26 protein-coding genes are annotated in these 24,396 nt (G+C 68.0%); 13 read left to right on the top strand and 13 right to left on the bottom strand.

The window, feature by feature from the left end; genetic code table 11:
* The first annotated feature begins 246 nt into the window (after positions 1-246).
* From BUB76_RS15410 to BUB76_RS15385, 6 genes are all read left to right on the top strand, one after another.
* Entirely contained in the window at positions 247-1,983 is a 1,737-nt protein-coding gene (locus tag BUB76_RS15410; protein WP_073129703.1) for an ABC transporter substrate-binding protein, read from the top strand.
* A gap of 27 nt (positions 1,984-2,010) precedes the next feature.
* Entirely contained in the window at positions 2,011-2,820 is an 810-nt protein-coding gene (locus BUB76_RS15405; protein WP_073129701.1) for an SDR family NAD(P)-dependent oxidoreductase, read from the top strand.
* A 72-nt stretch (positions 2,821-2,892) separates the two neighbouring features.
* Positions 2,893-4,191, top strand: coding sequence for a M24 family metallopeptidase (locus tag BUB76_RS15400; protein ID WP_073129698.1), 1,299 nt, complete (start codon positions 2,893-2,895; stop codon positions 4,189-4,191).
* 3 nt (positions 4,192-4,194) lie between these two features.
* On the top strand, positions 4,195-4,959 hold the full coding sequence (locus BUB76_RS15395; RefSeq protein ID WP_073129695.1) for a glucose 1-dehydrogenase: 765 nt from the start codon (positions 4,195-4,197) through the stop codon (positions 4,957-4,959).
* A gap of 12 nt (positions 4,960-4,971) precedes the next feature.
* A complete protein-coding gene (locus tag BUB76_RS15390) occupies positions 4,972-5,715 on the top strand; it encodes an SDR family oxidoreductase (RefSeq protein WP_073129693.1) in 744 nt (247 codons plus the stop codon).
* A complete protein-coding gene (locus BUB76_RS15385; RefSeq protein ID WP_073129690.1) occupies positions 5,703-6,854 on the top strand; it encodes an alpha-hydroxy acid oxidase in 1,152 nt (383 codons plus the stop codon). The genes BUB76_RS15390 and BUB76_RS15385 overlap by 13 nt, the downstream gene beginning before the upstream one ends.
* 75 nt (positions 6,855-6,929) lie before the next feature.
* Here BUB76_RS15385 and acnA read toward each other — a convergent pair whose 3' ends face one another.
* Positions 6,930-9,731 carry an aconitate hydratase AcnA gene (gene acnA / locus BUB76_RS15380; RefSeq protein WP_073129688.1) on the bottom strand — a complete coding sequence of 934 codons (2,802 nt, stop codon included), beginning with the start codon at positions 9,729-9,731 and terminating at the stop codon, positions 6,930-6,932.
* A gap of 201 nt (positions 9,732-9,932) precedes the next feature.
* On the opposite strand from acnA, the gene BUB76_RS15375 reads away from it, so the two are divergent.
* Positions 9,933-10,625 carry a DUF1223 domain-containing protein gene (locus BUB76_RS15375; protein WP_139250896.1) on the top strand — a complete coding sequence of 231 codons (693 nt, stop codon included), beginning with the start codon at positions 9,933-9,935 and terminating at the stop codon, positions 10,623-10,625.
* A gap of 21 nt (positions 10,626-10,646) precedes the next feature.
* Here BUB76_RS15375 and BUB76_RS15370 read toward each other — a convergent pair whose 3' ends face one another.
* From BUB76_RS15370 to BUB76_RS15345, 9 genes are all read right to left on the bottom strand, one after another.
* Positions 10,647-11,549: a lysophospholipid acyltransferase family protein gene (locus BUB76_RS15370; RefSeq protein WP_236737936.1), complete on the bottom strand. Its 903-nt coding sequence runs from the start codon at positions 11,547-11,549 to the stop codon at positions 10,647-10,649.
* Positions 11,550-11,621: 72 nt separating this feature from the next.
* Positions 11,622-12,695, bottom strand: a complete 1,074-nt coding sequence (locus BUB76_RS15365) for a flagellar motor switch protein FliG (protein ID WP_236737056.1) — start codon at positions 12,693-12,695, stop codon at positions 11,622-11,624.
* A 77-nt stretch (positions 12,696-12,772) separates the two neighbouring features.
* Positions 12,773-13,117 (bottom strand): tetratricopeptide repeat protein, encoded by a 345-nt coding sequence (locus tag BUB76_RS17430; RefSeq protein WP_073129686.1) that lies wholly within the window; start codon positions 13,115-13,117, stop codon positions 12,773-12,775.
* 26 nt (positions 13,118-13,143) lie between these two features.
* Positions 13,144-13,299, bottom strand: a complete 156-nt coding sequence (locus tag BUB76_RS17725) for a carbohydrate-binding module family 14 protein (RefSeq protein ID WP_139250894.1) — start codon at positions 13,297-13,299, stop codon at positions 13,144-13,146.
* Positions 13,300-13,402: 103 nt separating this feature from the next.
* Positions 13,403-14,710, bottom strand: coding sequence for an adenylosuccinate lyase (purB, locus tag BUB76_RS15355; protein ID WP_073129684.1), 1,308 nt, complete (start codon positions 14,708-14,710; stop codon positions 13,403-13,405).
* Positions 14,711-14,857: 147 nt separating this feature from the next.
* A complete protein-coding gene (locus tag BUB76_RS18015; RefSeq protein WP_175481737.1) occupies positions 14,858-15,019 on the bottom strand; it encodes a hypothetical protein in 162 nt (53 codons plus the stop codon).
* 164 nt (positions 15,020-15,183) lie between these two features.
* Entirely contained in the window at positions 15,184-15,360 is a 177-nt protein-coding gene (locus tag BUB76_RS18010) for a hypothetical protein (protein ID WP_175481736.1), read from the bottom strand.
* 136 nt (positions 15,361-15,496) lie between these two features.
* Positions 15,497-16,312 carry an ion transporter gene (locus BUB76_RS15350; RefSeq protein ID WP_236737935.1) on the bottom strand — a complete coding sequence of 272 codons (816 nt, stop codon included), beginning with the start codon at positions 16,310-16,312 and terminating at the stop codon, positions 15,497-15,499.
* Between the two features lie 82 nt (positions 16,313-16,394).
* Positions 16,395-17,303, bottom strand: a complete 909-nt coding sequence (locus tag BUB76_RS15345) for a LysR substrate-binding domain-containing protein (protein WP_073129680.1) — start codon at positions 17,301-17,303, stop codon at positions 16,395-16,397.
* Between the two features lie 128 nt (positions 17,304-17,431).
* On the opposite strand from BUB76_RS15345, the gene BUB76_RS15340 reads away from it, so the two are divergent.
* A complete protein-coding gene (locus tag BUB76_RS15340) occupies positions 17,432-17,977 on the top strand; it encodes a DUF6647 family protein (protein WP_073129678.1) in 546 nt (181 codons plus the stop codon).
* A 63-nt stretch (positions 17,978-18,040) separates the two neighbouring features.
* Here BUB76_RS15340 and gap read toward each other — a convergent pair whose 3' ends face one another.
* Together gap and BUB76_RS15330 are read right to left on the bottom strand one after the other, a co-directional pair.
* A complete protein-coding gene (gene gap, locus BUB76_RS15335; RefSeq protein ID WP_073129677.1) occupies positions 18,041-19,039 on the bottom strand; it encodes a type I glyceraldehyde-3-phosphate dehydrogenase in 999 nt (332 codons plus the stop codon).
* Positions 19,040-19,127: 88 nt separating this feature from the next.
* Positions 19,128-19,271 (bottom strand): glyceraldehyde-3-phosphate dehydrogenase, encoded by a 144-nt coding sequence (locus BUB76_RS15330; RefSeq protein WP_073129676.1) that lies wholly within the window; start codon positions 19,269-19,271, stop codon positions 19,128-19,130.
* 63 nt (positions 19,272-19,334) lie between these two features.
* On the opposite strand from BUB76_RS15330, the gene BUB76_RS15325 reads away from it, so the two are divergent.
* On the top strand, positions 19,335-19,691 hold the full coding sequence (locus BUB76_RS15325) for a DoxX family membrane protein (RefSeq protein WP_073129675.1): 357 nt from the start codon (positions 19,335-19,337) through the stop codon (positions 19,689-19,691).
* A 104-nt stretch (positions 19,692-19,795) separates the two neighbouring features.
* Here the strand turns inward: BUB76_RS15325 and BUB76_RS15320 are convergent, their stop codons facing one another.
* Entirely contained in the window at positions 19,796-20,431 is a 636-nt protein-coding gene (locus tag BUB76_RS15320; RefSeq protein WP_073129674.1) for an ImuA family protein, read from the bottom strand.
* Between the two features lie 109 nt (positions 20,432-20,540).
* Between BUB76_RS15320 and BUB76_RS15315 the strand changes: the two genes are divergently transcribed.
* From BUB76_RS15315 to BUB76_RS15300, 4 genes are all read left to right on the top strand, one after another.
* Positions 20,541-21,581: an aldo/keto reductase gene (locus tag BUB76_RS15315; RefSeq protein WP_073129673.1), complete on the top strand. Its 1,041-nt coding sequence runs from the start codon at positions 20,541-20,543 to the stop codon at positions 21,579-21,581.
* A gap of 54 nt (positions 21,582-21,635) precedes the next feature.
* On the top strand, positions 21,636-22,259 hold the full coding sequence (locus BUB76_RS15310; protein WP_073129672.1) for a GDSL-type esterase/lipase family protein: 624 nt from the start codon (positions 21,636-21,638) through the stop codon (positions 22,257-22,259).
* A 523-nt stretch (positions 22,260-22,782) separates the two neighbouring features.
* Positions 22,783-23,331: a lipocalin family protein gene (locus tag BUB76_RS15305; protein ID WP_073129671.1), complete on the top strand. Its 549-nt coding sequence runs from the start codon at positions 22,783-22,785 to the stop codon at positions 23,329-23,331.
* On the top strand, positions 23,328-24,377 hold the full coding sequence (locus tag BUB76_RS15300) for a thioesterase family protein (RefSeq protein ID WP_073129670.1): 1,050 nt from the start codon (positions 23,328-23,330) through the stop codon (positions 24,375-24,377). Before BUB76_RS15305 ends, BUB76_RS15300 begins: the two co-directional genes overlap by 4 nt.
* The last annotated feature ends 19 nt before the right edge of the window (positions 24,378-24,396 follow it).

Raw genomic sequence — 24,396 nt, 5'->3', positions numbered from 1 at the left:
CGTCCCACCCGCCATCATTCGAACCACCGAATGATCGTGATCAATATGAGAGATCGGTTCCCACCCGAATGCCGGAAAGATGTCCAATGTGGATAAAATATTATCCGGAATGGATTAATTGCGCGTATGATCGCCCTTCCAGGTTGGACAATTTCAAGAGGTGCGAACGTGAAGCGCGACAAAATGTCCAGATTGAGGGGTGTTTTGCCAGCGGCGTCACGCCGCGGGGAGGAAGGCACGTCTGCAATGAATTCGATGGTTGGGCATAGGCAGGACGAGGTCGCGCCACGCGCGGCGCCCGACGATGCCTTGTCCATTCTGACGTTTCTCGAGGAATTCAGCGACGAGATCGAAGACGGCTTCGACATGGTCACGCCCGAGCCGCATTTTCGCATGGCGCTGCACCTGCTGCGCGGCCATTTCGAAGCGCGGGTGGTCACGCCCACCTCGGTCATCGGCGCCAGCCGCGTGCCCTACGCCACGGCGAACCGGCGGCTGAAGGACATGATCGCGGCGGGCCTGATCGAGCAGCGTCCGCGCACCGCCACCGGCAAGAGCTTTTCCATGCATCCCAGCGACCGGCTCCTGTCGCAATGGATGCAGATGTCGGGCCGCGTGCGCCGGCTGTGTGAACAGCAGTTCGGTCGGGGCGGGCAGGGCGCCGAGTCGAAGGATTACTTCTTCGGCGGCAGCTACAGCGCCGCCCGCTCGATCCCGCCGCTGCCGGTGCGGACCGACCCGCTGAAGCTGGCGTCGGGCCTGCGGGTCCTGGTGCATGGCGATCCGACCTTCATGGTGATGGTCAATCTCAAGCGCCAGTTCGAGCAGGCCATCGGCGTCCCGATAAAACAGCGCGCCTTCTCGATCGACCGGCTGCGGGCCGAGGCGCTGCGCAACGCCGCACGTCCCACCAGCCGCTATGACATCATCGCGGTCGACCTGCCGTGGATGGGTGAATTCGCCGAGGCGGGCGTGCTGATGCCGCTGGAGCGGGCCTTCGACATCGCGCGGCTGGACCCGGCCGATTTCCACACCGCCGGCTGGAGCGCGACGCACTGGGGCGGCACCGCCTACGGCGTGCCCGCGCAGACCACGCCCGAGCTTCTGTTCTATCGGCGGGACCTTTTCGCCGAGGCCGGGCTGCGCCCGCCCGAGACGACGGACGACCTGCTCGACGCCGCGCGGACGCTGCACCAACCCCAGCGAGGGCGGTACGGCATCGCGTGGAACGCGGCGCGGGGCACGGCCCTGGGGCACACGGTGCTGATGACCATGGCCGATTTCGGCCAGCCCGTCGTCTCGATGCCCGAGATCGCGGGCGGCTTCGACACCGCGTCGCTGGCGCGGCACGACTACCGCGCCACCATCGACACGCCGGCCGGCCTGGCCGCGGCCGAGTTCCTGATGCAGCTGCTGGACTACTCGCCGCCCGACATCCTGTCGATGTCCTGGTACGAGCGGATCCGCCCCTACGCGGCGGGGCGTGCGGCGATGGCCTATGGCTATACCCTGCTTGCTCCGTATTTCGAGAACGATCCGAGCTCACCCGCGCACGGCCAGACCGGCTACCTTCCGCATCCGCCGGTGCGGGGCGGGCGGCCCATCGCCCATGTGGGCGGCTACGCCCTGGGCATCCCTGCCAACCTGCCGCGGGAACGGATCGCCGCCGCGGCCGAGGCGCTGTGCGTCTTCACCTCGCCCGAGGCGCAGAAGCTGTACGTCCAGAATGGCAGCCGCACCAACCCCCGCTACACCGTCGCGGCCGACCCCGAGGTGCGCCGCCTTTCCACCATCTTCGAGGCGGTGGACGAGATGTCCTGGCGCGACGAGCTGCAATTCTGGCCGCGCCCGCCGGTCCCCGAGATCTCCGGCATCTTCCAGATCTGCGGCGAGGAATTCCACGACATGCTGCGCGGGGTGCAATCGCCGCGCGCCGCCCTGCGCGCGGCCCAGGCCCGCGCGGACGACTTGCTGAAACGCTGAACAACGACTCATCGAGGAGGAGACACCATGGACCCCAACCGCCTGAAAGGTAAGAACATCCTGATCACCGGCGCTGCCCGCGGCATGGGTGCCGCAAACGCCGAAAGCTTTGCCGCGCAGGGCGCGAACGTCACGCTGGGCGACCTGGACGAGGCCGAAGCGCAAAAGGTTGCCGAGCGGATCAACAGCGCCGGCAATGGAAAGGCGATCGCGGTGAAGATGGACGTCACAAAGCGCGCGGACAACGCCGCCGCCGTTAAGGCCACGGTCGACGCCTTCGGCTCGATCAACGTGGGCCTCTTCAATGCCGGCCTGAACAAGCCGCGCTTCTTCATGGACATCGACGAGGACAATTGGGACCTCATCATGAACGTGAACACCAAGGCCATGTGGCTTGGCATGCAGGAAACCGCCAAGCAGATGATCGCGCAGGGGCCCATGGAGGATCACCCCTACAAGCTGATCAACGTGGGCAGCATCGCGTCGCGCAAGCCGCTGGTGGACGTGACCGTGTACTGCACGTCGAAATACGGCTGTCTCGCGCTGACCGAATGCGGCGCGCTGGGACTGGCCGAGCACAACATCACCGTAAATGGTTATGCCCCCGGCGTCGTCGTTACGCCGCTGTGGGAGCAGCTGGACAAGGACCTGGTCGAGATCGGCTTCAAGGAGCGCGCGGGCCAGGCCTATGACGACATCGTCGAGAACAACCTGGTCATCAAGCGCGTGTCCTATCCCAAGGATATCGTCGGAATGGCCTCGTTCCTGGCCAGCGACGACAGCGACTACATGACCGGGCAGATGATCTCGGTCGATGGCGGCTGGGTCACGAAGTAACGCCGCACCCCCGCCGATCCCCCACCACAAATCATGGGCGCCGCTGCCATGCGCGCCCGGAAGGAGAACACCATGTCACGCGCCCTGATGCCCAACTTGCTGACGCCGCAGGATCTCGAGCCGAACTGGCGCTGGGAGGGCAAGCTGCCCGCCTCGGGTCACATGTCGGTGGATTTCGAACGCCGAATCGACCACGACCGCCTGCGCCGCTATCGCCTGGCCCGCACGCGCCAGTCGCTCAAGAACTCGAACGCGGGCTCGCTGCTGCTGTTCGACGTGAACAACATCCGCTACGTCAGCGCCACCAAGATCGGCGAATGGGAACGGGACAAGATGTGCCGCTTCTGCCTGCTGACCGGCGACGACTCGCCCTATGTCTGGGACTTCGGCTCGGCCGCGGTGCACCACCAGAAATACTCGGACTGGCTGGAACCCGACCACTGCCTTGCGGGCGTCGTCGGCATGCGCGGCACCATCCCGCCCGAGTTCGGGCTCATGCGCAAATACGCCAAGATGATCGCCCAGCTCATCAAGGACGCGGGCATGGCGAACATGCCGGTGGGCGTCGACTATGCCGAAACGGCGATGTTCCACGCTTTGAAGGAAGAGGGGATCAACGTGGTCGACGGCCAGCAGATCATGCTTGCCGCGCGCGAGATCAAGAACTGGGACGAGATCCAGCTGTTGACGCAGGCCGCCTCGATGGTCGATGGCGTGTACCACATGATCTACGAAGAACTGAAACCCGGCGTGCGCGAGAACGACATCGTCGCATTGTCGAACAAGATGCTCTACGAGATGGGCTCCGACGATGTCGAGGCCATCAATGCCATCTCGGGCGAGCGGTGCAATCCGCACCCCCACAACTTCACCGACCGGTATTTCCGCCCCGGTGACCAGGCGTTCTTCGACATCCTGCAATCCTACCAGGGCTATCGGACCTGCTATTACCGGACCTTCAACATCGGCCGCGCCACCCCGGCGCAGAACGATGCCTACGTGAAGGCGCGGGAATGGATCGATGCCTCGATCGCGATGATCAAGCCGGGCGTGTCCACCGACAAGGTGGCCGAGGTCTGGCCCACGGCCGAGTCGCTGGGTTTCCCCAACGAGGACGCGGCCTTCGGCCTGCAATTCGGGCACGGCCTGGGGCTGGCGCTGCACGAGCGGCCGATCATCAGCCGGGCGGTGTCCATGGATCACCCCATGGAGATCCAGACCGGCATGGTCTTCGCGCTTGAAACCTATTGCCCGGCCGCCGACGGATATTCCGCCGCGCGCATCGAGGAAGAGGTCGTGGTGACCGAGGATGGATGCGAAGTGATCAGCCTGTTCCCGGCCGAGGAACTGCCCATTGCAAACAGGTACTGACCTATGACCAACCCCTTCGATCTGACCGGGCGAAAAGCACTTGTGACCGGCGGGGCGACCGGCATCGGCGAGGGCATTGCCCTCGGCCTTGCCGCCGCCGGCGCCGACGTGGCGCTGACCTATCGCAGCCACGAACCGGACGAGACGCTCGACAGGATCCGGGCGCACGGGGTGAAGGCCGCCGCCGTGCGCGCCGATTTCGCCGGCATGGACCAGGCGCAGGCGGACGAGGTCGTATCCTTCGCCGCCGACGCGCTGGGCGGGCTGGATATCCTGGTGAACAACGCGGGCATCATCCACCGCGAGGCATCGACCGACATGCCGTTCGAAGACTGGCGGCGGGTGCTGTCGGTGAACCTCGATTCCGTCTGGCTGCTGTGCCAGGCGGCGGGGCGTCACATGGTGGCGCAGGGATCTGGCAAGATCGTCAACGTGGCCTCGGTGCTCAGCTCGCAGGGCGGGCTGTTCGTGCCGGGCTACGCGTCCAGCAAACACGCGGTGGTCGGGCTGACCCGGGCGCTGTGCAACGAATGGGCGGGGAAGGGCGTGAACGTGAACGCCATCGCGCCCGGTTATACCGCCACCGACAACACCCAGGCCCTGCGCGACGACCCGGACCGCTCGAAGGCGCTGCTCGACCGGATCCCGGCGGGCCGCTTCGCCGAGCCGTCCGAGATCGCCGGGGCCGCCGTCTTCCTGGCCTCGGACGCCGCCGCCTACTGCCATGGCAGCGTCGTGACGGTGGATGGCGGCTGGCTGGCCCGCTGAAGGAGCTATTCGATGGATCAGACACTGACAGGCAAGACCGCTCTGGTCACGGCGGCGGGGGCGGGCATCGGCCGCGCCTCGGCCGAAGCGCTGGCCGCGCGCGGGGCGAGCGTCATCGCCACCGATATCGACGGTGCCGCGGTCGAGGACCTGGCCGCCACCTCGGACCGGATCACCGCCCGCAAGCTGGACGTGATGGATGCCGACGCGGTCGCCGCGCTGGTGGCCGAGATCGCGCCGGTGCACGTGCTGGTGAACTGCGCGGGCTGGGTGCATACCGGCAGCATCCTCGACTGTGACGAGGACGCTTGGGACCGGTCCTTCGCACTGAACGCCAAGGCCACCTATCGCATCACCCGCGCCGTTCTGCCGGGAATGCTCGAGGCGGGGCAGGGCTCGATCGTCAACATCGCCTCGGTGGTGTCGTCGCTGAAGGGCGCGCCGACGCGCTTCGCCTACGGGTCGTCCAAGGCCGCGATCATCGGCATGACCAAGTCCATCGCCGCCGATTTCGTCAAGCAGGGCATCCGCTGCAACGCGATCTGCCCCGGCACGGTCGAAAGCCCGTCGCTGCAACAGCGGCTGGCCGATACCGGCGATTACGAGAAGGCGCACCGGGATTTCACCGCGCGCCAGCCCATGGGCCGGCTGGGCCAGCCCGACGAGATCGCCGAGATGGTGTGCTATCTCGCCGGCGACATGTCGGCCTTCACCACCGGGCAGGCCTTCGCCATCGACGGCGGGTGGTCCATCTGATGCGACTGGACCGGGCCGCCTCGATCGACGACCTGCGTGCCATGGCCAAGCGCCGGATCCCGCGTTTCGCCTTCGACCTCGTGGATGGCGGGGCCGAGTCCGAGCGGAACATGCGGCGCAACGCGGAAGCCTTCGAAGAGATCGAGCTGACGCCGCGCTACATGACCGACGTGGGCCGGATCGACACGCGCGCCAGGGTGCTGGGGCAGGATTTCGACCTGCCGTTCGGGATGGCGCCCATCGGGATGTTGAACGCCTTCTGGCCCGAGGCCGACGTGACGCTCGCGCGGCTGTGCAAGCGGGCGAACATGCCCTACGTCGCCAGTTCCGCCGCCTCGACCACGCTGGAGCGTCTGGCCGAGGCCGCGGACGGCAACGGCTGGTTCCAGCTTTACGTCTCGGCCGACCAGGGCGTGACCGACGGTCTGGTCGATCGGGCCGAGGCGGCCGGCTACCCGGTGATGATGGTCACGGCAGACGTGCCCGCCGCGGGCAAGCGCGACCGGGATATTCGCAACCAGCTGGCCGTGCCGTTCAAGTTCACGCCCGAAGTCATGGTGCAGCTGGCCATGAACCCGCGCTGGTCGCTGGAAAGCGCGGCGCATGGCAAGCCCAACATCGCCAATTACGCGGACCTGCTGAAGGCGGCCACATCCTATGCCGACGTTCAGAAAACGCTGATCACCCCCAGTTTCGACTGGGAGGACCTGAAGCGTCTGCGCGCGCGGTGGAAGGGCAAGCTGCTGGTGAAGGGCATCCTGCACGCCGAAGACGCCGCGAAATGCGCTGAGCTGGGCTGCGACGGCGTCGTGGTGTCGAACCACGGCGGGCGGCAGGTGGCCTTTGGTCCGCCCACGATCGAGGCGCTTCCGGCCATCGCGGACCGGGTGGCCGGTCGCATGGCAGTGCTGGTCGACAGCGGGATACGCCGCGGCGCCGACCTGCTGCGCGCCAAGGCGCTGGGCGCCGACTTCTGCCTCACGGGACGGGCGCTGGCCTTCGGCGTGGGCGCAGGCGGGGCCAAGGGCGCCGAGCGGGCGCTGGATATCCTGCGGCTGGAGCTTGAACGCGCGCTGGGACAGCTGGGTGCCGGGTCCTTCGACGCGGTTGGCCCCGAGGCGCTGTCGCGCCCGCGCTGAGACCGTTTCTCCGCTGAAAAAGAAAAGGGCCGGTGGCGTGGTGCCACCGGCCCTTGTTCCTGTCTGTCCGACGCCTCAGGCAGCCGAGGCCGTGTCGGCCAGGCGGCGCAGCACGTAGTGCAGCACGCCGCCGTTCTTGACGTAGTCGATCTCGATCGCGGTATCGATGCGCGACTTCAGCGTGATCTCCTTCGTCGACCCGTCGGCATAGGTGATGGTGCAGGGCACCTCGGCCTGCGGCTTGAAGTCGTCCTCGAGACCGTGGATCGCGAAGGTCTCGTCGCCGGTCAGCTCCAGGCTCTTGCGGTCGTCGCCGCCCGTGAACTCGAAGGGCAGGACACCCATGCCAACCAGGTTCGAACGGTGGATCCGCTCGTAGCTGGACGCGATCACGGCCTTCACGCCCAGAAGCGCGGTGCCCTTGGCGGCCCAGTCGCGGCTGGAGCCGGCGCCGTATTGCTCACCCGCGACCACGACCAGCGGCGTGCCTTGCTCCTGATACTTCATCGCGGCGTCGTAGATCGACATCTGCTCGCCATCGGGGCCCTTGGTGAAGCCGCCTTCCACGCCGTCCAGCATCTCGTTGCGGATGCGGATGTTGGCGAAGGTGCCGCGCATCATCACCTCGTGGTTGCCGCGGCGCGACCCGTACGAGTTGAACTCGCGCGGCTGCACCTGGCGTTCGGTCAGGTACTCACCCGCGGGCGAGGTTTCCTTGAACGACCCGGCGGGGCTGATGTGGTCGGTGGTGACCATGTCGCCGAGCAGCGCCAGCATCCGCGCGCCGTCGATGTTGCTGATCGTGCCGGCCTCGGTGTCCATGCCCTGGAAATAGGGCGGGTTCTGGACATAGGTCGACGCGGCCGGCCAGTTGTAGGTCTCGCTGTCGGTGGTCTCGACTTCGCGCCACTTCTCGTCGCCCTTGAAGACGTCGGCGTATTTCTCCTGGAACATCTCGCGCGTGACGGTCTTCTCGACCAGCTCGGCGATCTCCTGCTGCGAGGGCCACAGGTCCTTGAGGTAGACGTCGTTGCCGTCCTTGTCCTGGCCCAGCGGCTCGCGCGTGATGTCCACGTTCATGTCACCGACCAGGGCGTAGGCCACGACCAGCGGCGGCGACGCCAGGTAGTTGGCGCGCACGTCGGGGCTGATCCGGCCCTCGAAGTTGCGGTTGCCCGACAGGACCGAGCAGGCGATCAGGTCGTTCTCGGCGATGGCCTTCGACAGCTCGTCGGCGATGGGGCCCGAGTTGCCGATGCAGGTGGTGCAGCCATAGCCCACAAGGTTGAACCCGATGGCGTCCAGGTCTTCCTGCAGGCCCGTCTGCTCGAGGTAGGACGACACGACCTGGCTGCCCGGCGCGAGCGAGGTCTTGACCCAGGGCTGACGGTCCAGCCCCAGTTCGCGCGCCTTGCGGGCGACGAGACCGGCGCCGATCATCACGTAGGGGTTCGACGTGTTGGTGCAGGACGTGATCGAGGCGATCACGATCGAGCCGTCGTGCAGCTCGAACGTCTTCTCCTCGCCGTCGATGTCCTTCATCGTGACGTGCGCGCGCTTGTGCTTGCCGGTGTTGCCGGGGATCTCTTTCGGCGCCGGCTGGCCGCCCTCGGCTTCCCACCGGACCTCGGCGCGCTTCTGGCCTTCGCCGTTCTTGCGTTGGCCGTCGATATAGGCGTGGAAATCCGTCGCGGCCTTGTCGAGATCGATATGCTGCTGCGGGTGCTTCGGCCCCGAGATGGCGGGCTTCACCGTGGACATGTCCAGCTCGAGCGTGTCGGTGAAGACCGGCTCGGCGCCCGGGGTGCGCCACAGTCCCTGCTCCTTGGCGTAGGCTTCGACCAGCTTGATGGTCTCGGCATCGCGGCCCGTCTGGGTCAGGTAGCGCAGGGTTTCGTCGTCGATGGGGAAGAAGGCGCAGGTGCCGCCGAACTCGGGTGACATGTTGCCGATGGTCGCGCGGTCGGCCAGCGGAACGTTGTCCAGACCGTCACCGTAGAATTCGACGAATTTCTGCACCACGCCCTTTTCGCGCAGCATCTCGCAGACCTTCAGCACGAGATCGGTGGCGGTGGTGCCCTCGGGCATGGCGCCGGTCAGCTTGAAGCCCACGACCTCGGGGATCAGCATCGAAACGGGCTGGCCCAGCATGGCGGCCTCGGCCTCGATGCCGCCCACGCCCCAGCCCAGGACGGCCGCGCCGTTGACCATGGTGGTGTGGCTGTCGGTGCCCACCAGCGTGTCGGGATAGGCCACCATTTCACCGTTCTGATCCTTGTCGGACCACACGGTCTTGGCCAGGTACTCCAGGTTCACCTGGTGACAGATGCCGGTGCCGGGCGGCACGACGCGGAAGTTCTCGAACGCCTTCTGGCCCCATTTCAGGAACTGGTAGCGCTCGATATTGCGCTCGTACTCGCGGTCCACGTTCATCTGGAAGGCGCGCGGGTTGCCGAACTCGTCGATCATGACCGAGTGGTCGATGACCAGGTCCACGGGGTTCAGCGGGTTGATCTTCTGCGCGTCGCCGCCGAGGCTGACGATGCCGTCGCGCATGGCGGCCAGGTCGACCACGGCAGGCACGCCGGTGAAGTCCTGCATCAGGACGCGGGCGGGGCGGTACGCGATTTCGCGGTTGGTCTTGCCGCCGTTCTCGGCCCAGTCGGCGAAGGCCTTGATGTCGTCGGTGGTGACGGTGTTGCCGTCCTCGAAGCGCAGCAGGTTCTCAAGCAGCACCTTCAGCGACACCGGCAGGCGAGAGAAATCGCCAAGCCCCGCCTGCGAGGCCGCGTCGATGGAATAATAGGCATAGGAACTGCCGCCGACTTCGAGCGTCTTGCGGGTTTTATTGGTGTCCTGTCCAACCTCGATGGGCATGGCGGTCTCCTTGAAAAGGGAAAGGGATCAACTGACATTTGTGTCGCGATTGATCCAACGTAATAGGGCTGGTGGGGGCGGCTGTCAATGTCGGTATGCATATGTATGCAAACCGCATGTTTCGGCCTGTCGCAATTCCTTGATTGGCTTTGGGACCTTCGTCTCTATAGGAGGATCAGGGCAACGACGAGAGGACGACGCATGCTTCGATGGATCCGTGGACTGGCGCTGGCGGCCTGTTTTGCGCCCATGGTCGCGGAGGCGGAGGAACAGCCCGTCGTCATCGAACTCTACACCTCGCAGGGCTGCTCGGCCTGCCCCCCTGCGGACGAGCTGATGGGCCGGCTGGCCCGGATGGAGGGCGTGCTGCCTCTGGCGCTGCACGTGGACTACTGGGACTACATCGGCTGGAAGGACAGGTTCGCGCAGCCGGGCTTCACCAAGCGGCAGAAGGGGTACGCCCGCGCCGCCGCACAGCGCACGATCTATACGCCGCAGATGATCGTGGGCGGCGTCGATCACGTGGTGGGCAACCGCCCCGTCCAAGTGATGGAGTTGATCGACAAGCATCGTGACCGCGCCGATCCGGTCGCGCTGACCGTCCTGCGCGATGGCGACAGCCTGACCATCCAGGCGCCCGCTGCCGGGGCGTTCGAGCGGCCCGCGCTTGTGCAGGTGGTCGAGTACACGCCAGCCGAAACGGTCGCGATCGAGCGTGGCGAGAATGCCGGCCACACCTTCGAATACCATAACATCGTCAAGACCTGGCGCACGGTGGGCGAATGGACGGGCGAGGCGCCGCTGGACCTGACCACCACCGCCACGCCGCCCGCCGCCATCATCCTGCAACGGCAGGGCCCGGGCGAGATCGTCGCCGCCGCCCGCGTGGACTGAGAGCGGCGCCCGCGCGCAACGTCAGCTTTCGGTCGGGACGGCGCGCTTGCGCTCGGGCTTCCAGCGGCGATGGATCCAGAACCACTGGTCCATGTGCCGCCGCACCCAGCCTTCCAGGTTGTCGTTGATCGCCTGCGTCATCTCGACCGGGTCGCCCGGCGGGATCGGCGCCTCGAGATGGATATCGAAGTTCAGCCCGTCGGGCCGCCGGATCCCGTAGCAGGGGATCACCAGGGCGTCGAACTTCACCGCCCAGTCACAGGCCGACACGGCGGTGGGCGCGGGCTGGCCGAAGAAGGTCACGTCGGCGCCCCTCATGGAATAGACGTCGGTCAGGATGCCGATGATGCCGCCGTCGGCCAGGTGACGCACGAAGCCGGTGATGCCCTTGCGATCCGCCGGAAACAGCGGCGCGCCGATCTGAGTCAGGGCGCGGACGTAGTGGTCGTTGAAGGCCGCGTTCTTCATCGGGCGATACAGGGCGCCCAGGCCGTGGCCTTCGTGGAACAGGGTCGCGCGCAGGCTGTCGAAATTGCCCAGGTGCGCCGTGACCAGCACCACCGGGCGGCCCCCGGCGCGGGCGGCCAGGAACGGCTCCAGCCCCGGGCCGGCCAGGGGCGTGCCGCGCACGTGATCCTTGAACTCGGCGCCCGAGTAGATCTCGATCAATGTGCGGCCCACGTTGTTCGCCACCGCCCGTTCCAGCCGTTTCACCTCGGCGGCGGGCATGTCGGGGCAGACCAGCGCCAGGTTCTTGCGGATGCGCTTGCGCCAGCCCACGGCGGGGCCGATCACGTGGGCGCAGATCCAGCCCATGGTGCGCACCCGCGTGCGATAGGGCAACGCCAGGACGACCCCCAGCAGCCCACGGATCACAAGGTTCTGGATCTTGTGGACGGGGCTGGGCGGTTTCGTGGCAGACACCTTCGGGCGCTTTCGCAAGGAACGGATCGCCTTCGACATACGCGGCGCGCAGCCCGATCACAACGGGGCGCGCTACTCCTCGTCCTCGGCGATCAGCTTGATCTCGCCGGCATCGACCGCCTCGCGGATGGCCGAGACGACGGCGGTTTCGGCGCGCTCGACCTCGGCGGGGGCGATCTTGCCCAACTCGCCCGCCTCGTCGCGCATGGTGTCGGCCAGGCGCTGGGACATGTTGGCCAGCAGGTAGTCCACCGTCGCCTGCGTCTTCTCGGTCGCGCCGGCGATGGCCAGGATCAGGATGTCCTGGTCCACGCCCTTGACCACCACCGGCACATCGCGCGCGGCCACGCGATCGGGGATGTTCTCGAAGGTGAAGATCGCCTTGCGCACCTGGCTGCCCAGTTCGGCATCCTCGGCGTCGAGTCCTTCCAGGACCTCTTCGCGGGTGACCGAGGTCGACACGTTCAGGATCGCCCCCAGCCGTTCCACCGCCGCGGCGGGGAAGGCGCGGGGCGGTTCGGCCTTCAGCTCGGCGGCCAGCGCCACGCCGATGCGGCGCACGGTCGAGGGCGCGATATCGGCGGTCTCCGAGACCGCCAGGGTCAGCCGCCGGGCCAGGGCGCCGGGCAGTTTCGACAGAAGGTCGGCCGCCTTGGCGACCTTCAGCTTCGACAGGATCACCGCCCCGATCTCGGGGCTTTCGCGTTGCAGCAGCGGCATGATCTTCTCGGGCGGGAACTCGGCGATGGTCTCCCACGGGTCGTCGGTCCAGATGGCGCCGGACTGCTTGCGCAGCCGTGCGGCGATCTCGGGGCTGATCGCGCCTTCGAGGATGCCCAGGGCGCCTTCCAGCCCGCCGGGAAAGCTGAGCCCGATCGAATCGAGCTCGGAGGCGAATTCCTCAACCACGTCGCGCAGGGTGGCGCGGTCGACGAAACGCATCTGCGTCATCTGGGTGGTCAGCTCGGCCTGCAACGGCTCGGGCAGCTCGCTCAGCGGCAGGGTCGCGCCCTCGGCCAGCAGCAGGCGCACAACGATGGCCGCCTTCTGGCGGCGGGTCAGGGTGCGCGGGTCGATCATGCCGGGGATCCGGCGGGGCAGGCCGGGGTCTGGAGGTTCGGGCCTGAGCGCGATCTGTCCGTCCATGGCGGGCTCCGGTGGCTGGGCTGTCACGACGGGCACCCTAGGCCACCGGGATAAACGGAACGGTAACGACGGGCCGGTCAGTATCCTGCGCGGGGTCCGTTGCCCAAGGCGCTGCGCAGCAGGAACTCGGGCCAGCTGGCGCGGCCGCCCCGGCGCCGGATCTCGGTCAGTTGGGCGCGGGCCGCCTCGATGTCCCCGAGCGCGATGAACGCGCGGCCCAGGTGGGCGCGTGCCAGCAAGTCATCGGGCGACGCGGACACGGTGTCGGACAGGATCGCCTGCGCTGCCTCGGCGTCGCCTTCCTCGATCAGGGCAACCGCCTTCGCAAGATGTGCGGGCGTGTCCCGCGCCGCGGCGCCTGGCGTGGCGGCGCACAGCAAAAAGCCCGCCACGAGAACCGCGGCGGGCCATTTCAATGCCATCCCGTGCGCAACGCGCGGACGGGTTGTCAGCTCGAAACCGGGACGCAGCTTTGCGATTCGCTGTCGTAGACCGTGCCGGCGGCGCAGGTCATCGAGACCTGTTTCGACCAGTTGCATTCGGCCGCCGCCAGTCCGGGGGCGATGGCCAGAACGGCCGTGGTCAGGGCAATCTTGAGGGTCATGATCAAGCTCCGATCCTGTCTGTTGCGATAGGAACCAAGGTATCATGACCCGACGTAAAGTCACCGCCGGAAGCCGCCTTTGCCTGCGACAGATCGGAACAGGTCAGGTTTCGCCGAAAACGCGGGCAAAAATCGTGTCCACATGCTTGGTATGATAGTCCATGTCGAACTTCTCGTTGATGCCGTCCTCGCCCAGGGCGGCGACGACGTCGTCATCGGCCAGCAGCAGCTCGCGGAAGTCGAGCCGGTCTTCCCAGACCTTCAGCGCGTTGCGTTGCACCATGGAATAGGCGTCCTCGCGGCTGACGCCCGCCTGGGTCAGGGCCAGGAGCACCCGTTGCGACATCACGAGGCCGGGAAACTTGTTCATGTTTTCCAGCATGTTGTCGGGGAAGATCAGCATCTTGTCGACGACGCCCGCCAGGCGGTTCAGCGCGAAATCCAGCGTCACGGTGGCGTCGGGCCCGATGCCCCGCTCGACCGAGGAGTGCGAGATGTCGCGCTCGTGCCAGAGCGTCACGTTCTCCATCGCGGGAATCACGGTCATGCGGACCAGCCGGGCGAGGCCCGTGAGGTTTTCCGTCAGGACGGGGTTCTTCTTGTGCGGCATGGCCGAGCTGCCCTTCTGCCCCAGCGAGAAGAACTCGGCCCCTTCCAGCACCTCGGTCCGTTGCATGTGCCGGATCTCGACCGCGATGTTCTCGATGGACGAGGCGATGACGCCCAGCGTGGCGAAGAACATGGCGTGCCGGTCGCGCGGGATGACCTGCGTGCTGATCGGCTCGGGCGTCAGGCCCAGCTTGGCGCAGACATGCTCTTCCACGCGGGGGTCGATATTGGCAAAGGTGCCGACCGCGCCGCTGATGGCGCCGGTGGCGACCTCGGCCCGCGCGGCCTGAAGGCGCGCGCGGTTGCGGTCCATCTCGGCGTAGAAACGGGCGAAGGTCAGGCCCATGGTCGTGGGTTCGGCGTGGATGCCGTGGCTGCGGCCCACGCGCACGGTCATCTTGTGCTCCATCGCGCGTTTTTTCAGCGCGGCCAGCAGCTTGTCCAGGTCCGCCAGCAGCAGGTCGGCGGCGCGCACGAGCTGGACGTTGAAGCAGGTATCCAGAACGTCCGAGCTGGTCATGCCCTGGTGGACGAAGCGGGCCTCCTCGCTGCCCACGTGCTCGGCCAGGTGGGTCAGGAAGGCGATGACGTCGTGCTTGGTGACGGCCTCGATCTCGTCGATGCGGGCCACGTCGAATTCCACGTCGTTGGCCTTCCAGACGGCCTCGGCGTTCTCGCGCGGGATGACGCCCAGGTCGGCCATGGCGTCGCAGGCATGCGCCTCGATCTCGTACCAGATGCGGAACTTGGTGGCGGGCTCCCAGATGTCGGTCATCTCGGGGCGGGCGTAACGGGGGATCATGGGCGGCACCTGCGGGTCAGCGACAATTGCCGGGCTGATACGCCGCCGGGCGGGGCCGGGCAAGGTGTGGGTGCCTCGCGGGATGCTGCAAATGCGAAAGGCGCAACCGGTGGCTGCGCCTTTCAGAGGGTCGAGGCTGTCGAGGGATCAGTGTCCATAGACGGCCCGGTGCGCGATGGCGTCGGTGTCGCGTGCGTTCAGGTCGAGGTCGATCTGGGTCTGCAGGGGCAGGGCGCGCAGGGCGTCGCGGGTGCGGGCGTATTGGGCGCGCTGTTCGATGGTTTTGCGGATCTGTTCGATCAGGGTCATGTGTCTGTCCTTCGTCGGTGCGTTTCGGGTCGTGGCCTCATCGGCTACACCCCGGATATGGGGAACTGTTAGCGCACCACAATCGCCGTTGCGGCAAGTCCGCTATGCGATGGGTGCAAGGCAATAATTGTTCCGAAACAATTAACTACGGTGTGTCCCTTGGATCAGTGTTGCGCGCCGGTCGGACCATAGACGGCCTGGCGGGCGATGGTCTTGGCGTCGCCGTGGTAGATGTCGAGATCCAGGGCGGTGTCGATGGGCAGGGCGCGCAAGGCGCGCAGGGTGCGGCGGTATTCGGCCCGGCGTCGGGCGCGCAGCCGCAGGTCGTTGAAGATCGTCATGGCGGGGTCTCGTTGGTTGCCGTGGAACCGCCACGCATCCCGCGCGGCGGACACCCCCAAGGTGCAACCGGATAAGCCTGCTGCCTAGCGGTCGTTCCTGCAATGCTGCGTTGCAGAAAACGCAACGCGAGGCTGGCTATTTCCCGCCGCGGTCGCGGTCGCTCAGACGCTCCTCGATGGCCGCCAGCCGGGCCAGCACCTCGTCACGATAAGTGCCCGTGGCCTCGTTCGTCTCCTCGTGGTGGGCGTCCTGCATCGAGTTCACGATCAGGCCCACCAAGAGGTTCACCACGGCGAAGGTGGTGACCATGATGAACGTGACGAAGAACAGCCAGGCGTAAGGATAGACCTCCATCACCGGGCGCACGATGCCCATGGACCACGATTCCAGCGTCATGATCTGGAACAGCGTGTAGCCCGACCGCCCCAGCGTGCCGAACCAGTCGGGGAAGGCGTCGCCGAAGAGCTTGGTCGCCATGACCGCGCCGATATAGAAAATCATGCCCATCAGCACGAAGACCGACCCCATGCCGGGCAGGGCGTTCACCAATCCTTCGACCACGCGCCTCAGCGACGGGGCCACCGAGACCACGCGCAGCAGCCGCAGGATCCGCAGCGCGCGCAGCACGGTCAGCCCCTGCGCGGCCGGCACCATCGAGATGCCGACGATGACGAAGTCGAAGATGTTCCAGCCGCGCCGGAAGAAGTCGAGCCCGCGGGCATAAAGCTTCAGCCCGATCTCGATCACGAAGACGGTCAGGCACGCGGTGTCGAGCGCGACGATCAGCGGCCCGGCCTCGGCCATGACCGCGTCCGAGGTTTCCAGCCCGAGCACGATGGCGTTGAACAGGATCACGCCCAGCACGGTGTTCTGAACCGCGGTGCGGTCGAGGAACCGGCCCACGCGGGCGCGCATCGGGGACGGGGCGGTGGTGTTGTTCCGGTCTGTCATGGGCAGGGATATCGGCTGCCCGCGCGACAAGGGCAAGACGTCGCGGACCGGCGATTTGCACGACGCGGGCCGCGCGCGGTGTCTACTCGGCGACCAGCTCGAAGGCCGCGTCGCCGCTCGCCCGCATCTCGCGCGTCAGGAAGGCGCGGAAGGCCGCGATCATCGGTTCGTCCGCGCGGTGGCTCTGGCAGATGAACGAATAGATGACGAAGGGCATGGTCACGGTGTCGAACAGGCGCACCAATCGCCCCGCCTTGATCGTGTCGCGCACCATCATGTCGTAGCCGAGACTGACGCCCAGCCCCTGCTCGACGCCCGAGGTGGCCAGCTCGCAATTCGGAAAGGCGGGACCGCGGGGCAGGCGCGGCGCGGCGACACCGGCGGCCGCGAACCATTCGTCCCACTGGTCCATCGTCTCGTCGTGCATCAACGTGACGTTGCACAGATCCTCGGGGCGGTTCAGCGGATTGGCGGCCAGGAACGAGGGCGAGGCCACCGGGTACCGCCCGGATCGCATGAGCGGGACCACGTCGGCGTCCGGGACCGTCGGTTCGGTCCATCCGATCACCACGTCGGCGTCATTGCTGGCGAAGTCGGTCGAGGGCGCGCCGGTCGACACGCGCAGCCGAACGGCCTCCGGGTGCTCGAACCGGTCGAGACGGGGCACCAGCCAACGTGCCGCGAAACCGGGCGTGCACAGGACGCGCAGCGTGCGGTCCGCGCGGGTCAGGATCGACGCCGTGTCGGCCTCGAGCCGGTCGAGCAGCGTGGTCATCCGGCGCGCGTAACCGCGCCCCGTGAGGGTCAGGTGCGTTTGGTTGGCGCGCCGTTCGAACAGCTTCGTGTCCAGGAAGTCTTCCAGCGCGCGGATCTGGTGGCTGATCGCCGAGGGCGAGAGGCACAGCTCGTCCGCGGCCTTGGCGAAGGACAGGTGTCGCGCCGCGGCCTCGAACGCGCGGATCGCGGCGAAGGGGGGCAGCCTACGTCCCATGGCAGGCGCGTCCTGGGGGGATGAATTTTCCGCATGCCGGCATGAGAAACCGTCTTTTGCAGCTTCAATGGCACGCAGCCTAGCATCGATCGCAGGAAATTTAAAATCGAGACGCCCAGGAGGTTGCCATGCCGGCCCTTGACCGCACCCGTTGTCGTGCCCTGATCCTTGTCCTTTCGCTGATGCTGCCGCTGGCCTCGGCCGGCGCCGCGCCGAACCTGCGCTTCGATCCCGACCCGGCATGGCGGCACGCCGAGGACCTTTCGGCCCTGCGCGAAACGCTGGAAGCCTGGCTCGATACCCATAGCGACCTGCCGCGCAACCCCGATCCGTTGTCGATTTCGCTCGTCGCATCGGGCGCGGCGCAGGCCCTGCACGGTCCGGCCGTCCGGGGCCACGGCAAGCTTCGCGGTCTTTACGACGAGGATCGCGGCCGTGTGCTTCTGGTCGCGCCCTGGCGGCAGGACAGGACGCTGGATGCCAGCGTTCTGCTGCACGAACTGGTGCACCACCGTCAGGCCGGGGCGCATTTCTATTGTCCCGAGGCCGCAGAGCTTGCCGCCTACAGGCTCCAGGACCAGTGGTTGCGGGGAAGGGGGCTGGAAGCGCCGGTCAACTGGATCGCGGTGGTGATCCAGGCGGGCTGCACACCGCGTGACATCCATCCGGACTGACGCGATCGCCCCGAAGGGACAACGCGCGCCGTCCATGGGATCGGCGCGCGTCGGTTGTTGGTCTCAGAGCTTGCCCATGGCCACGGCGGTGTCGGCCATGCGGTTCGAGAAGCCCCACTCGTTGTCGTACCAGGTCAGGATGCGGCACATGGTGCCCTCCATCACCTTGGTCTGGTCCATGTGGAAGACCGACGAATGCGGGTCGTGGTTGAAGTCGCCCGAGACAAGCATCTCGTCCGTGTAGCCCAGGATGCCCTTCATCGGGCCGTCGGCGGCCTTGCGGATCGCGTCGTTGATCTCTTCGACCGTCGTGTCGCGGTCGGCCTCGAAGACCAGGTCGACGACCGACACGTTGGGCGTCGGCACCCGGATCGCCACACCGTCGAGCTTGCCGTTCAGCTCGGGCAGCACAAGGCCCACGGCCTTCGCGGCACCGGTCGAGGTGGGGATCATGTTCAGCGCCGCGGCCCGCGCGCGGTACAGGTCCTTGTGCATGGTATCCAGCGTCGGCTGGTCGCCTGTATAGCTGTGGATCGTGGTCATGAAGCCGCGCTTGATGCCGATGGTGTCGTTCAGCACCTTGGCCACGGGCGACAGGCAGTTGGTGGTGCAGCTCGCGTTCGAGATCACCTTGTCCTCGGACGTCAGCGTGCCCTCGTTCACGCCGTAGACGATGGTCTTGTTCGCGTTCGAGCACGGGGCCGAGACCAGCACGCGGTCCGAGCCGTTCTCGAGGTGCCAAGCGGCCTTCTCGGCGCTGGTGAAGATGCCGGTGCATTCCAGCGCGATGTCGACGCCGTCCCAGGGCAGGGCCTTGGGGTCGCGCTCGGCCGTGACGGTCATCTTGCCGCGGCCCACGTCGATCCAGTCGTCGCCGGTGGTCACCTCGGCCGGGAAGCGGCCGTGCACGCTGTCATAGCGCAGCAGATGGGCGTTGGTCTCGACGGGCCCGAGGTCGTTGATATGGGTGACCTCGATATCGGTGCGGCCCGATTCGATGATGCCGCGCAGCACGTTGCGCCCGATGCGGCCGAAGCCGTTGATGCCGACCTTGACTGTCATGTCGTCTCTCCATCTGGTTGCGACCCGCGTGGGCGGGGCCGATTGCCATGTTTTGAAAGCCATCCGCGCCCCGAGGTCAACCGCCGCCTTAGCGCCAGAAGGCCAGCCAACCGATAAGACCGGCCAGCTCGCGCGCCACGAAGAGCGTGCCGGCGCCGTCGCCAAGGACCCGGTCCAGCACGAAAAGCGTGACGATCAGGCTGGCCAGCAGGATGGCGATGGTGTTGGTCATGGGCGTGGGTCCCGGCGGCGTGTTCGGCGCCAGAATGCACGGGGCGGGACCGGAGGACCAGAGATGTTGCAGCGCGTTCTGATGACCGTGGGCCGGGCTCTGCTGGCGGTGCTGTTCGCGGCGGGCGCGGCGCAGAAGCTGGCGGCGCCCGAGCTGGTGCAGGACCTGCTGGCGGGGCGCGGCTGGCCCGTGTGGCTGGTCTGGCCCGCGGCCGCGTTCAACGCGGCGGGTGCGCTGGCACTGGTCGCGGGCTGGTGGCTGGGGCCGGTGGCGCTGTCGCTGGCGGGGTATTGCATGGTGACGAGCCTGTTTCACTTCGTGCCCGGGGATGGCTGGCAGATGAGCATCTTCGTCAAGAACTGGGCCGTGGCGGGCGGGCTCCTGGTGCTGGCGGGCGCGGCGTGGGGGCCGCGCGGGTAGGGGCCCATCCCAGGTCATCCCGGATGATCCGCCCGAGATTATCTTGGGATAATCTCCTGCGAATTATCCTGGATAATTCGGGCGCGGGAGGCGGCGCGGCTTGCTCAATGCGCCCGCGCCAGGGGGCGGTCCGTCCGCAGCGGGGCATGGCCCAGCAGCGTCGCGGCGCCCAGCCGGTCGCTGCGGGGGGGCGCGGTCCGCGCCCGCTGCCGGTCCAGCCGCCAGCCCGCGCCGTCCCCGTCGAAATCGGGGGTCATCTGCCAGCGCGTCTCGACCCCCGGCGCGCCGCCATCGGGTGTCATCAGCAGGCCCAGGGGCGCAGCGGCGCCGTCCTTGCTGCCGGTCTCGGCCGCCAGGTGCAGCCGGCGCACCGCCGTCAGGCCGGGCGGCCCCGGCAGGTCGGCGACCACCGTGGGGGCGGCGCCGCTGCGCAGGGATTCCTCCATCACCCACAGCAGGTCGCGGTCGTGATCGGCCCGCACGTGCAGCAGCCGCGCGGGGTCGAGCCAGGGGGCGAAGCCGCAGGGATTGGGCTGCACCGTCACGTGGCCCGGCGCGATCCACAGCACCGGCCCCGTGGCCCGCGCCGCGATGGCCAGCGCCAGCATGCGCCGCGAGATCCCGCAAAGCTCGTGCACCCGGCCGGCCGCCAGCCGCAGATCGCCCGCGATCGCCAGCCCCGGCGCCGCGTCGGGGCGATGGGGGCCACGGGTCAGCAGGGTCGCGGGCAGGGCGGTCATGGCGGGGCTCCGGTTTGCTCCCTTTATGTTCTATTCCGCGCGTGCCTCTTGTCAATCGCCGTGGGGCGGGTAGGTCTGTGCGAAACGCCGCAACGGGAAGGGACGGGACATGGATCGCACGACGCTGGGCCGCACGGGGATCGAGGTATCGGGCTGGTGCCTGGGCAGCATGACCTGGGGGCGGCAGACCGATGCGGCCGGCGGTCACGCCCAGATCGATCGCGCCCTCGACGCCGGAATCGACTTCATCGACACCGCCGAGATGTACCCGGTGAACCCCGTCCTGGCCGAAACCGTCGGCGACACCGAGACGATCATCGGCGACTGGATCGCCAAAACCGGCCGCCGCGACGATATCGTGCTGGCCACGAAATGCGCCGGGCCGTCGCAGATGGTGCGCGACGGCGCCTTGATCACCGCCGAGACCCTGCGCGGCGCGCTGGAGGACTCGCTGAGGCGGCTGCGGACGGACCATGTCGATCTCTACCAGCTGCACTGGCCCAACCGCGGGTCGTTCCATTTCCGCCAGATCTGGGGTTTCGACCCGACCGGGCAGGACACCGCCCGGATGCAGGACCACGTGGACGAGGTCATGGGCACGCTGGCCGCGCTGGTGGCCGAGGGCAAGATCCGGTCCTTCGGCCTGTCGAACGACAGCACCTGGGGCACGATGAAATGGCTCGACGCCGCCGCGCGGCTGGACGGGCCGCGCGTGGCGACCATGCAGAACGAGTACTCGCTCATGTGCCGCCAGTACGACAGCGACCTGGCCGAGATGAGCCACCACGAGGACGTGACGCTGCTGGCCTTCTCGCCGCTGGCCGCGGGCCTGCTGACCGGCAAGTACCAGGGCGGGCAGGTGCCCGAGGGCTCGCGCATGGCGTTGAACGGCGACCTCGGCGGGCGCAAGACCGACCGCGCTTTCGAGGCGGTCGCGGCCTACGAGGCCCTGGCCGCCCGCCACGGCGTCGACCCGGTGCACATGGCCATGGCCTGGACCCGGGCGCGCCCGTGGAACACGATCCCGATCTTCGGGGCCACCGACATGGCGCAGCTCGACCATATCATCGCCGGGCAGGACGTGACGCTGTCGGACGAGCTGATGGACGAGATCGACGCCACCCACCGGGCCCACCCGATGCCCTACTGACTTGAAGCGGCGGCGCAAATCGGGCCATCTGCGCGCAGAACCGAAAGGCGCGCGATGCCCCATCTTCTGATCTACGGTGACAGCAACAGCTTCGGCACCCAGCCGCGCGAGGCGTGGGGCGAGCTGCCCCGTCTGGGCGACGACGAACGATGGCCGGGCGTTCTGGCCGCCGCGCTGGGACCGGACTGGAAGGTGACGCCCGAGGCGCTGCCCGGCCGCACGATCTGCAGCGATGATCCCACCGCCGGGCCATGGCGCAACGGGCTGGGCGTGCTGCCCGCCGTGCTGGGCTCGCACCTTCCCGTCGACATCGTGGCGGTGATGCTGGGCACCAACGACCTGAAGGCCATGTTCGGCTTCACCGGGTTCGAGGTGTCCGAATGCGCCCGCCGCCTGCTGGCCGAGATCCCGCGCCACGTGCCGGGTGCGCGCCGGCTCTGGATCGCGCCGCCGGTGCCTTACGCGGCGGGACTTTACGGTGAGCTCTACCGCGGCGCCGAAACCCGCGGGGCGAGCTTGCCCGAGCACCTTGCCCGCGTGGCGGGCGAGGAGGGCGCGGCCTTCTTCGACGCGGGCGGCGTCATCGCCTGCGACCCCGCCGACGGCGTCCATTTCCGCGCGCCCGCCCACGCCGCGCTGGGCCGTGCGCTGGTCCCGGTGATCCGGGGGCTGGCATGAGGGCGCTGGTCCTCGCCCTCGCGGCGCTGCTCGCCCTGTCGGGATGCCTCGAAACACTCGACCCCGGCGTGGACACCGATACCCCGACGCTGACGGTGCGGCCCGCGCCCGAGGATCTGGAATTGCCCGACCCGCCTCCGGCGGTAGCCGAACCGGCGGGGCCGTCGGCCGAAACCGCCGCCGAAGCGGACGCCGCCCCGACCGAACCGCTGGCGGCGCCCCGCACCGTGCGCGTGCAGTCCCTGGATGGCGCGGCGGAAGAAGGGGCGGCGACGCCCGAAAGAACGCCCGCGCGCACCCCGTCGCCCGCCGAGCGGGCCTGCAACGACGATGGCGGGCGCTGGGCCCGCGCCGGCGAGTCGGGCTTCATCTGCTACCGCACCCCGCGCGACGCCAACAAGAGCTGCACCCGCGAGAGCGATTGCCTGGGCGCCTGCCTCGCCCGGTCGCGGACCTGCGCGCCGATCACGCCGCTTTTGGGTTGCCACGAGATCCTCACCGACAGCGGCACAAGGGCCACCGAATGCAAAGACGTCTGGTCGCCGCGCTGGCGCTGGTCCTCGCCGCCTGCTCGACCGAGGCGCCGCTGTTTCCCGCCGAGGTGTACCGCGACACCACTGTTTCCATGGGGTCGATCGCGTCGTTCAAGCCCGACCGCTACGCCGGGCGCTGGTACGAGATCGCGTCCTACCCGGTGCCGTTCCAGGACGGCTGCCGCCAGACGCAGGCGGTCTACACGCCCCGCAACGACAACGGCTTCAACGTGCGCAATTCCTGCCTCGACGCGGACGGTGACCTGCGCAGCATCGAGGGGACGGCCAGGCCCGCCGGTCCCGGACGGCTGGAAGTGCGGTTCGACAGCGTTCCGTTCCTGAGTGCGCCCTACTGGGTGCTGTGGGTCGACGAAGGCTATCGCACGGCTGTGGTTGGCGTGCCGTCGGGGCGCGCCGGCTGGATCCTGAACCGCGAGCCCACGATCCCGCCGGACCGGCTCGAGGCCGCGCGCCGGATCCTGTCGTTCAACGGCTATGACCTCTCGCGCCTGCGGATGACGCCCCAGGCCGCACCGTGAGCCCGCGGGCCGCCATTCTAGGCACCTGTCCGCGCTCGGCGGGCTGGGCGGCGCGGCTGCTGATCCGGGGATGGGACGTGGCGGTGCCCGAAGACTTGCACGGACCCGATTTCGACGCGGTGCTGGTACGCGCGCGGCTGGCCTTGCCCGGGCTCTACGACCGGGCTTTGCCGCCCGAGGGGCGGCTGACGGGGCTCGATGCCATGGACGCTGCCACCGGTGCGGTCGTGATCGTGGGCAGCTTCGATCCTGCGGCGCTGAATTCGGTCGAAGGGCCGGGAACGCCGCCAGTCCTGCACGACGCGAACGGCGCGCCGCGGCGCCTGGGCACCGTCGGGATCGAAGCCCATGACCCCGTCTACCTGTGGCCCTCGGTCACGATCACGCCGACCGATGCGGCCGCCCGCGACATTGCCGCGACCGTGCTGACCGAAATGGGCATGGTCCCGGACGGCCCGCCGCCACAGCCCGGCGGCGATGCGGCGCTGGTCGGCATCCTCCGCGCGTTGCGCCACGCGGATTGCGGGCTGGGGGCACATCTGAAGACGGACGAGATGCGCTGGCCCATACTCGCACCGGACTGGAGCCGCCCGGTCGAGACGGCGCGGCGGGCGGTGCCGCTCGACTGGACGGATTTCAACGGCCACATGACCGAGTCGCGCTACCTGCTGGCCTTCGCCGACGCGACCGAGCGGCTGATGGACGACCTGGGCTGCACGCCGGACTACATCGCGTCCGGCGGCTCGTTCTTCACCGCCGAGACTCATATCCGCCACCTGTCCGAGATCCTGGCGGGCGAGGTTTTCCACATAACCACCCACGCCCTGCAGAGCGCGGGGGCCAAACTGCACCTGTTCCACCAGATGTGGCGCGGCGAGACATTGCTGGCCACGGGCGAGCATTTCCTGCTGCACGTCGACCTGGAAACCCGCAGGCCCGGCCCGCCGAAGGACACGGTGGCCGAGCGCATGGCGCTGCTGGGGGCCGGCCACGCGGCGCTTGCGGTGCCGACGGGCGCCGGGCGCTTCGTGGGGCAACGCCCGTGACCCGGATCTGACGGCATAC

The organism is Palleronia salina, from assembly GCF_900141995.1.
Classification (GTDB): Bacteria; Pseudomonadota; Alphaproteobacteria; order Rhodobacterales; family Rhodobacteraceae; genus Palleronia; species Palleronia salina.
The sequence above is the reverse complement of the archived record's forward strand: the minus strand, read 5'-3'. Positions and strand labels throughout refer to the sequence as shown.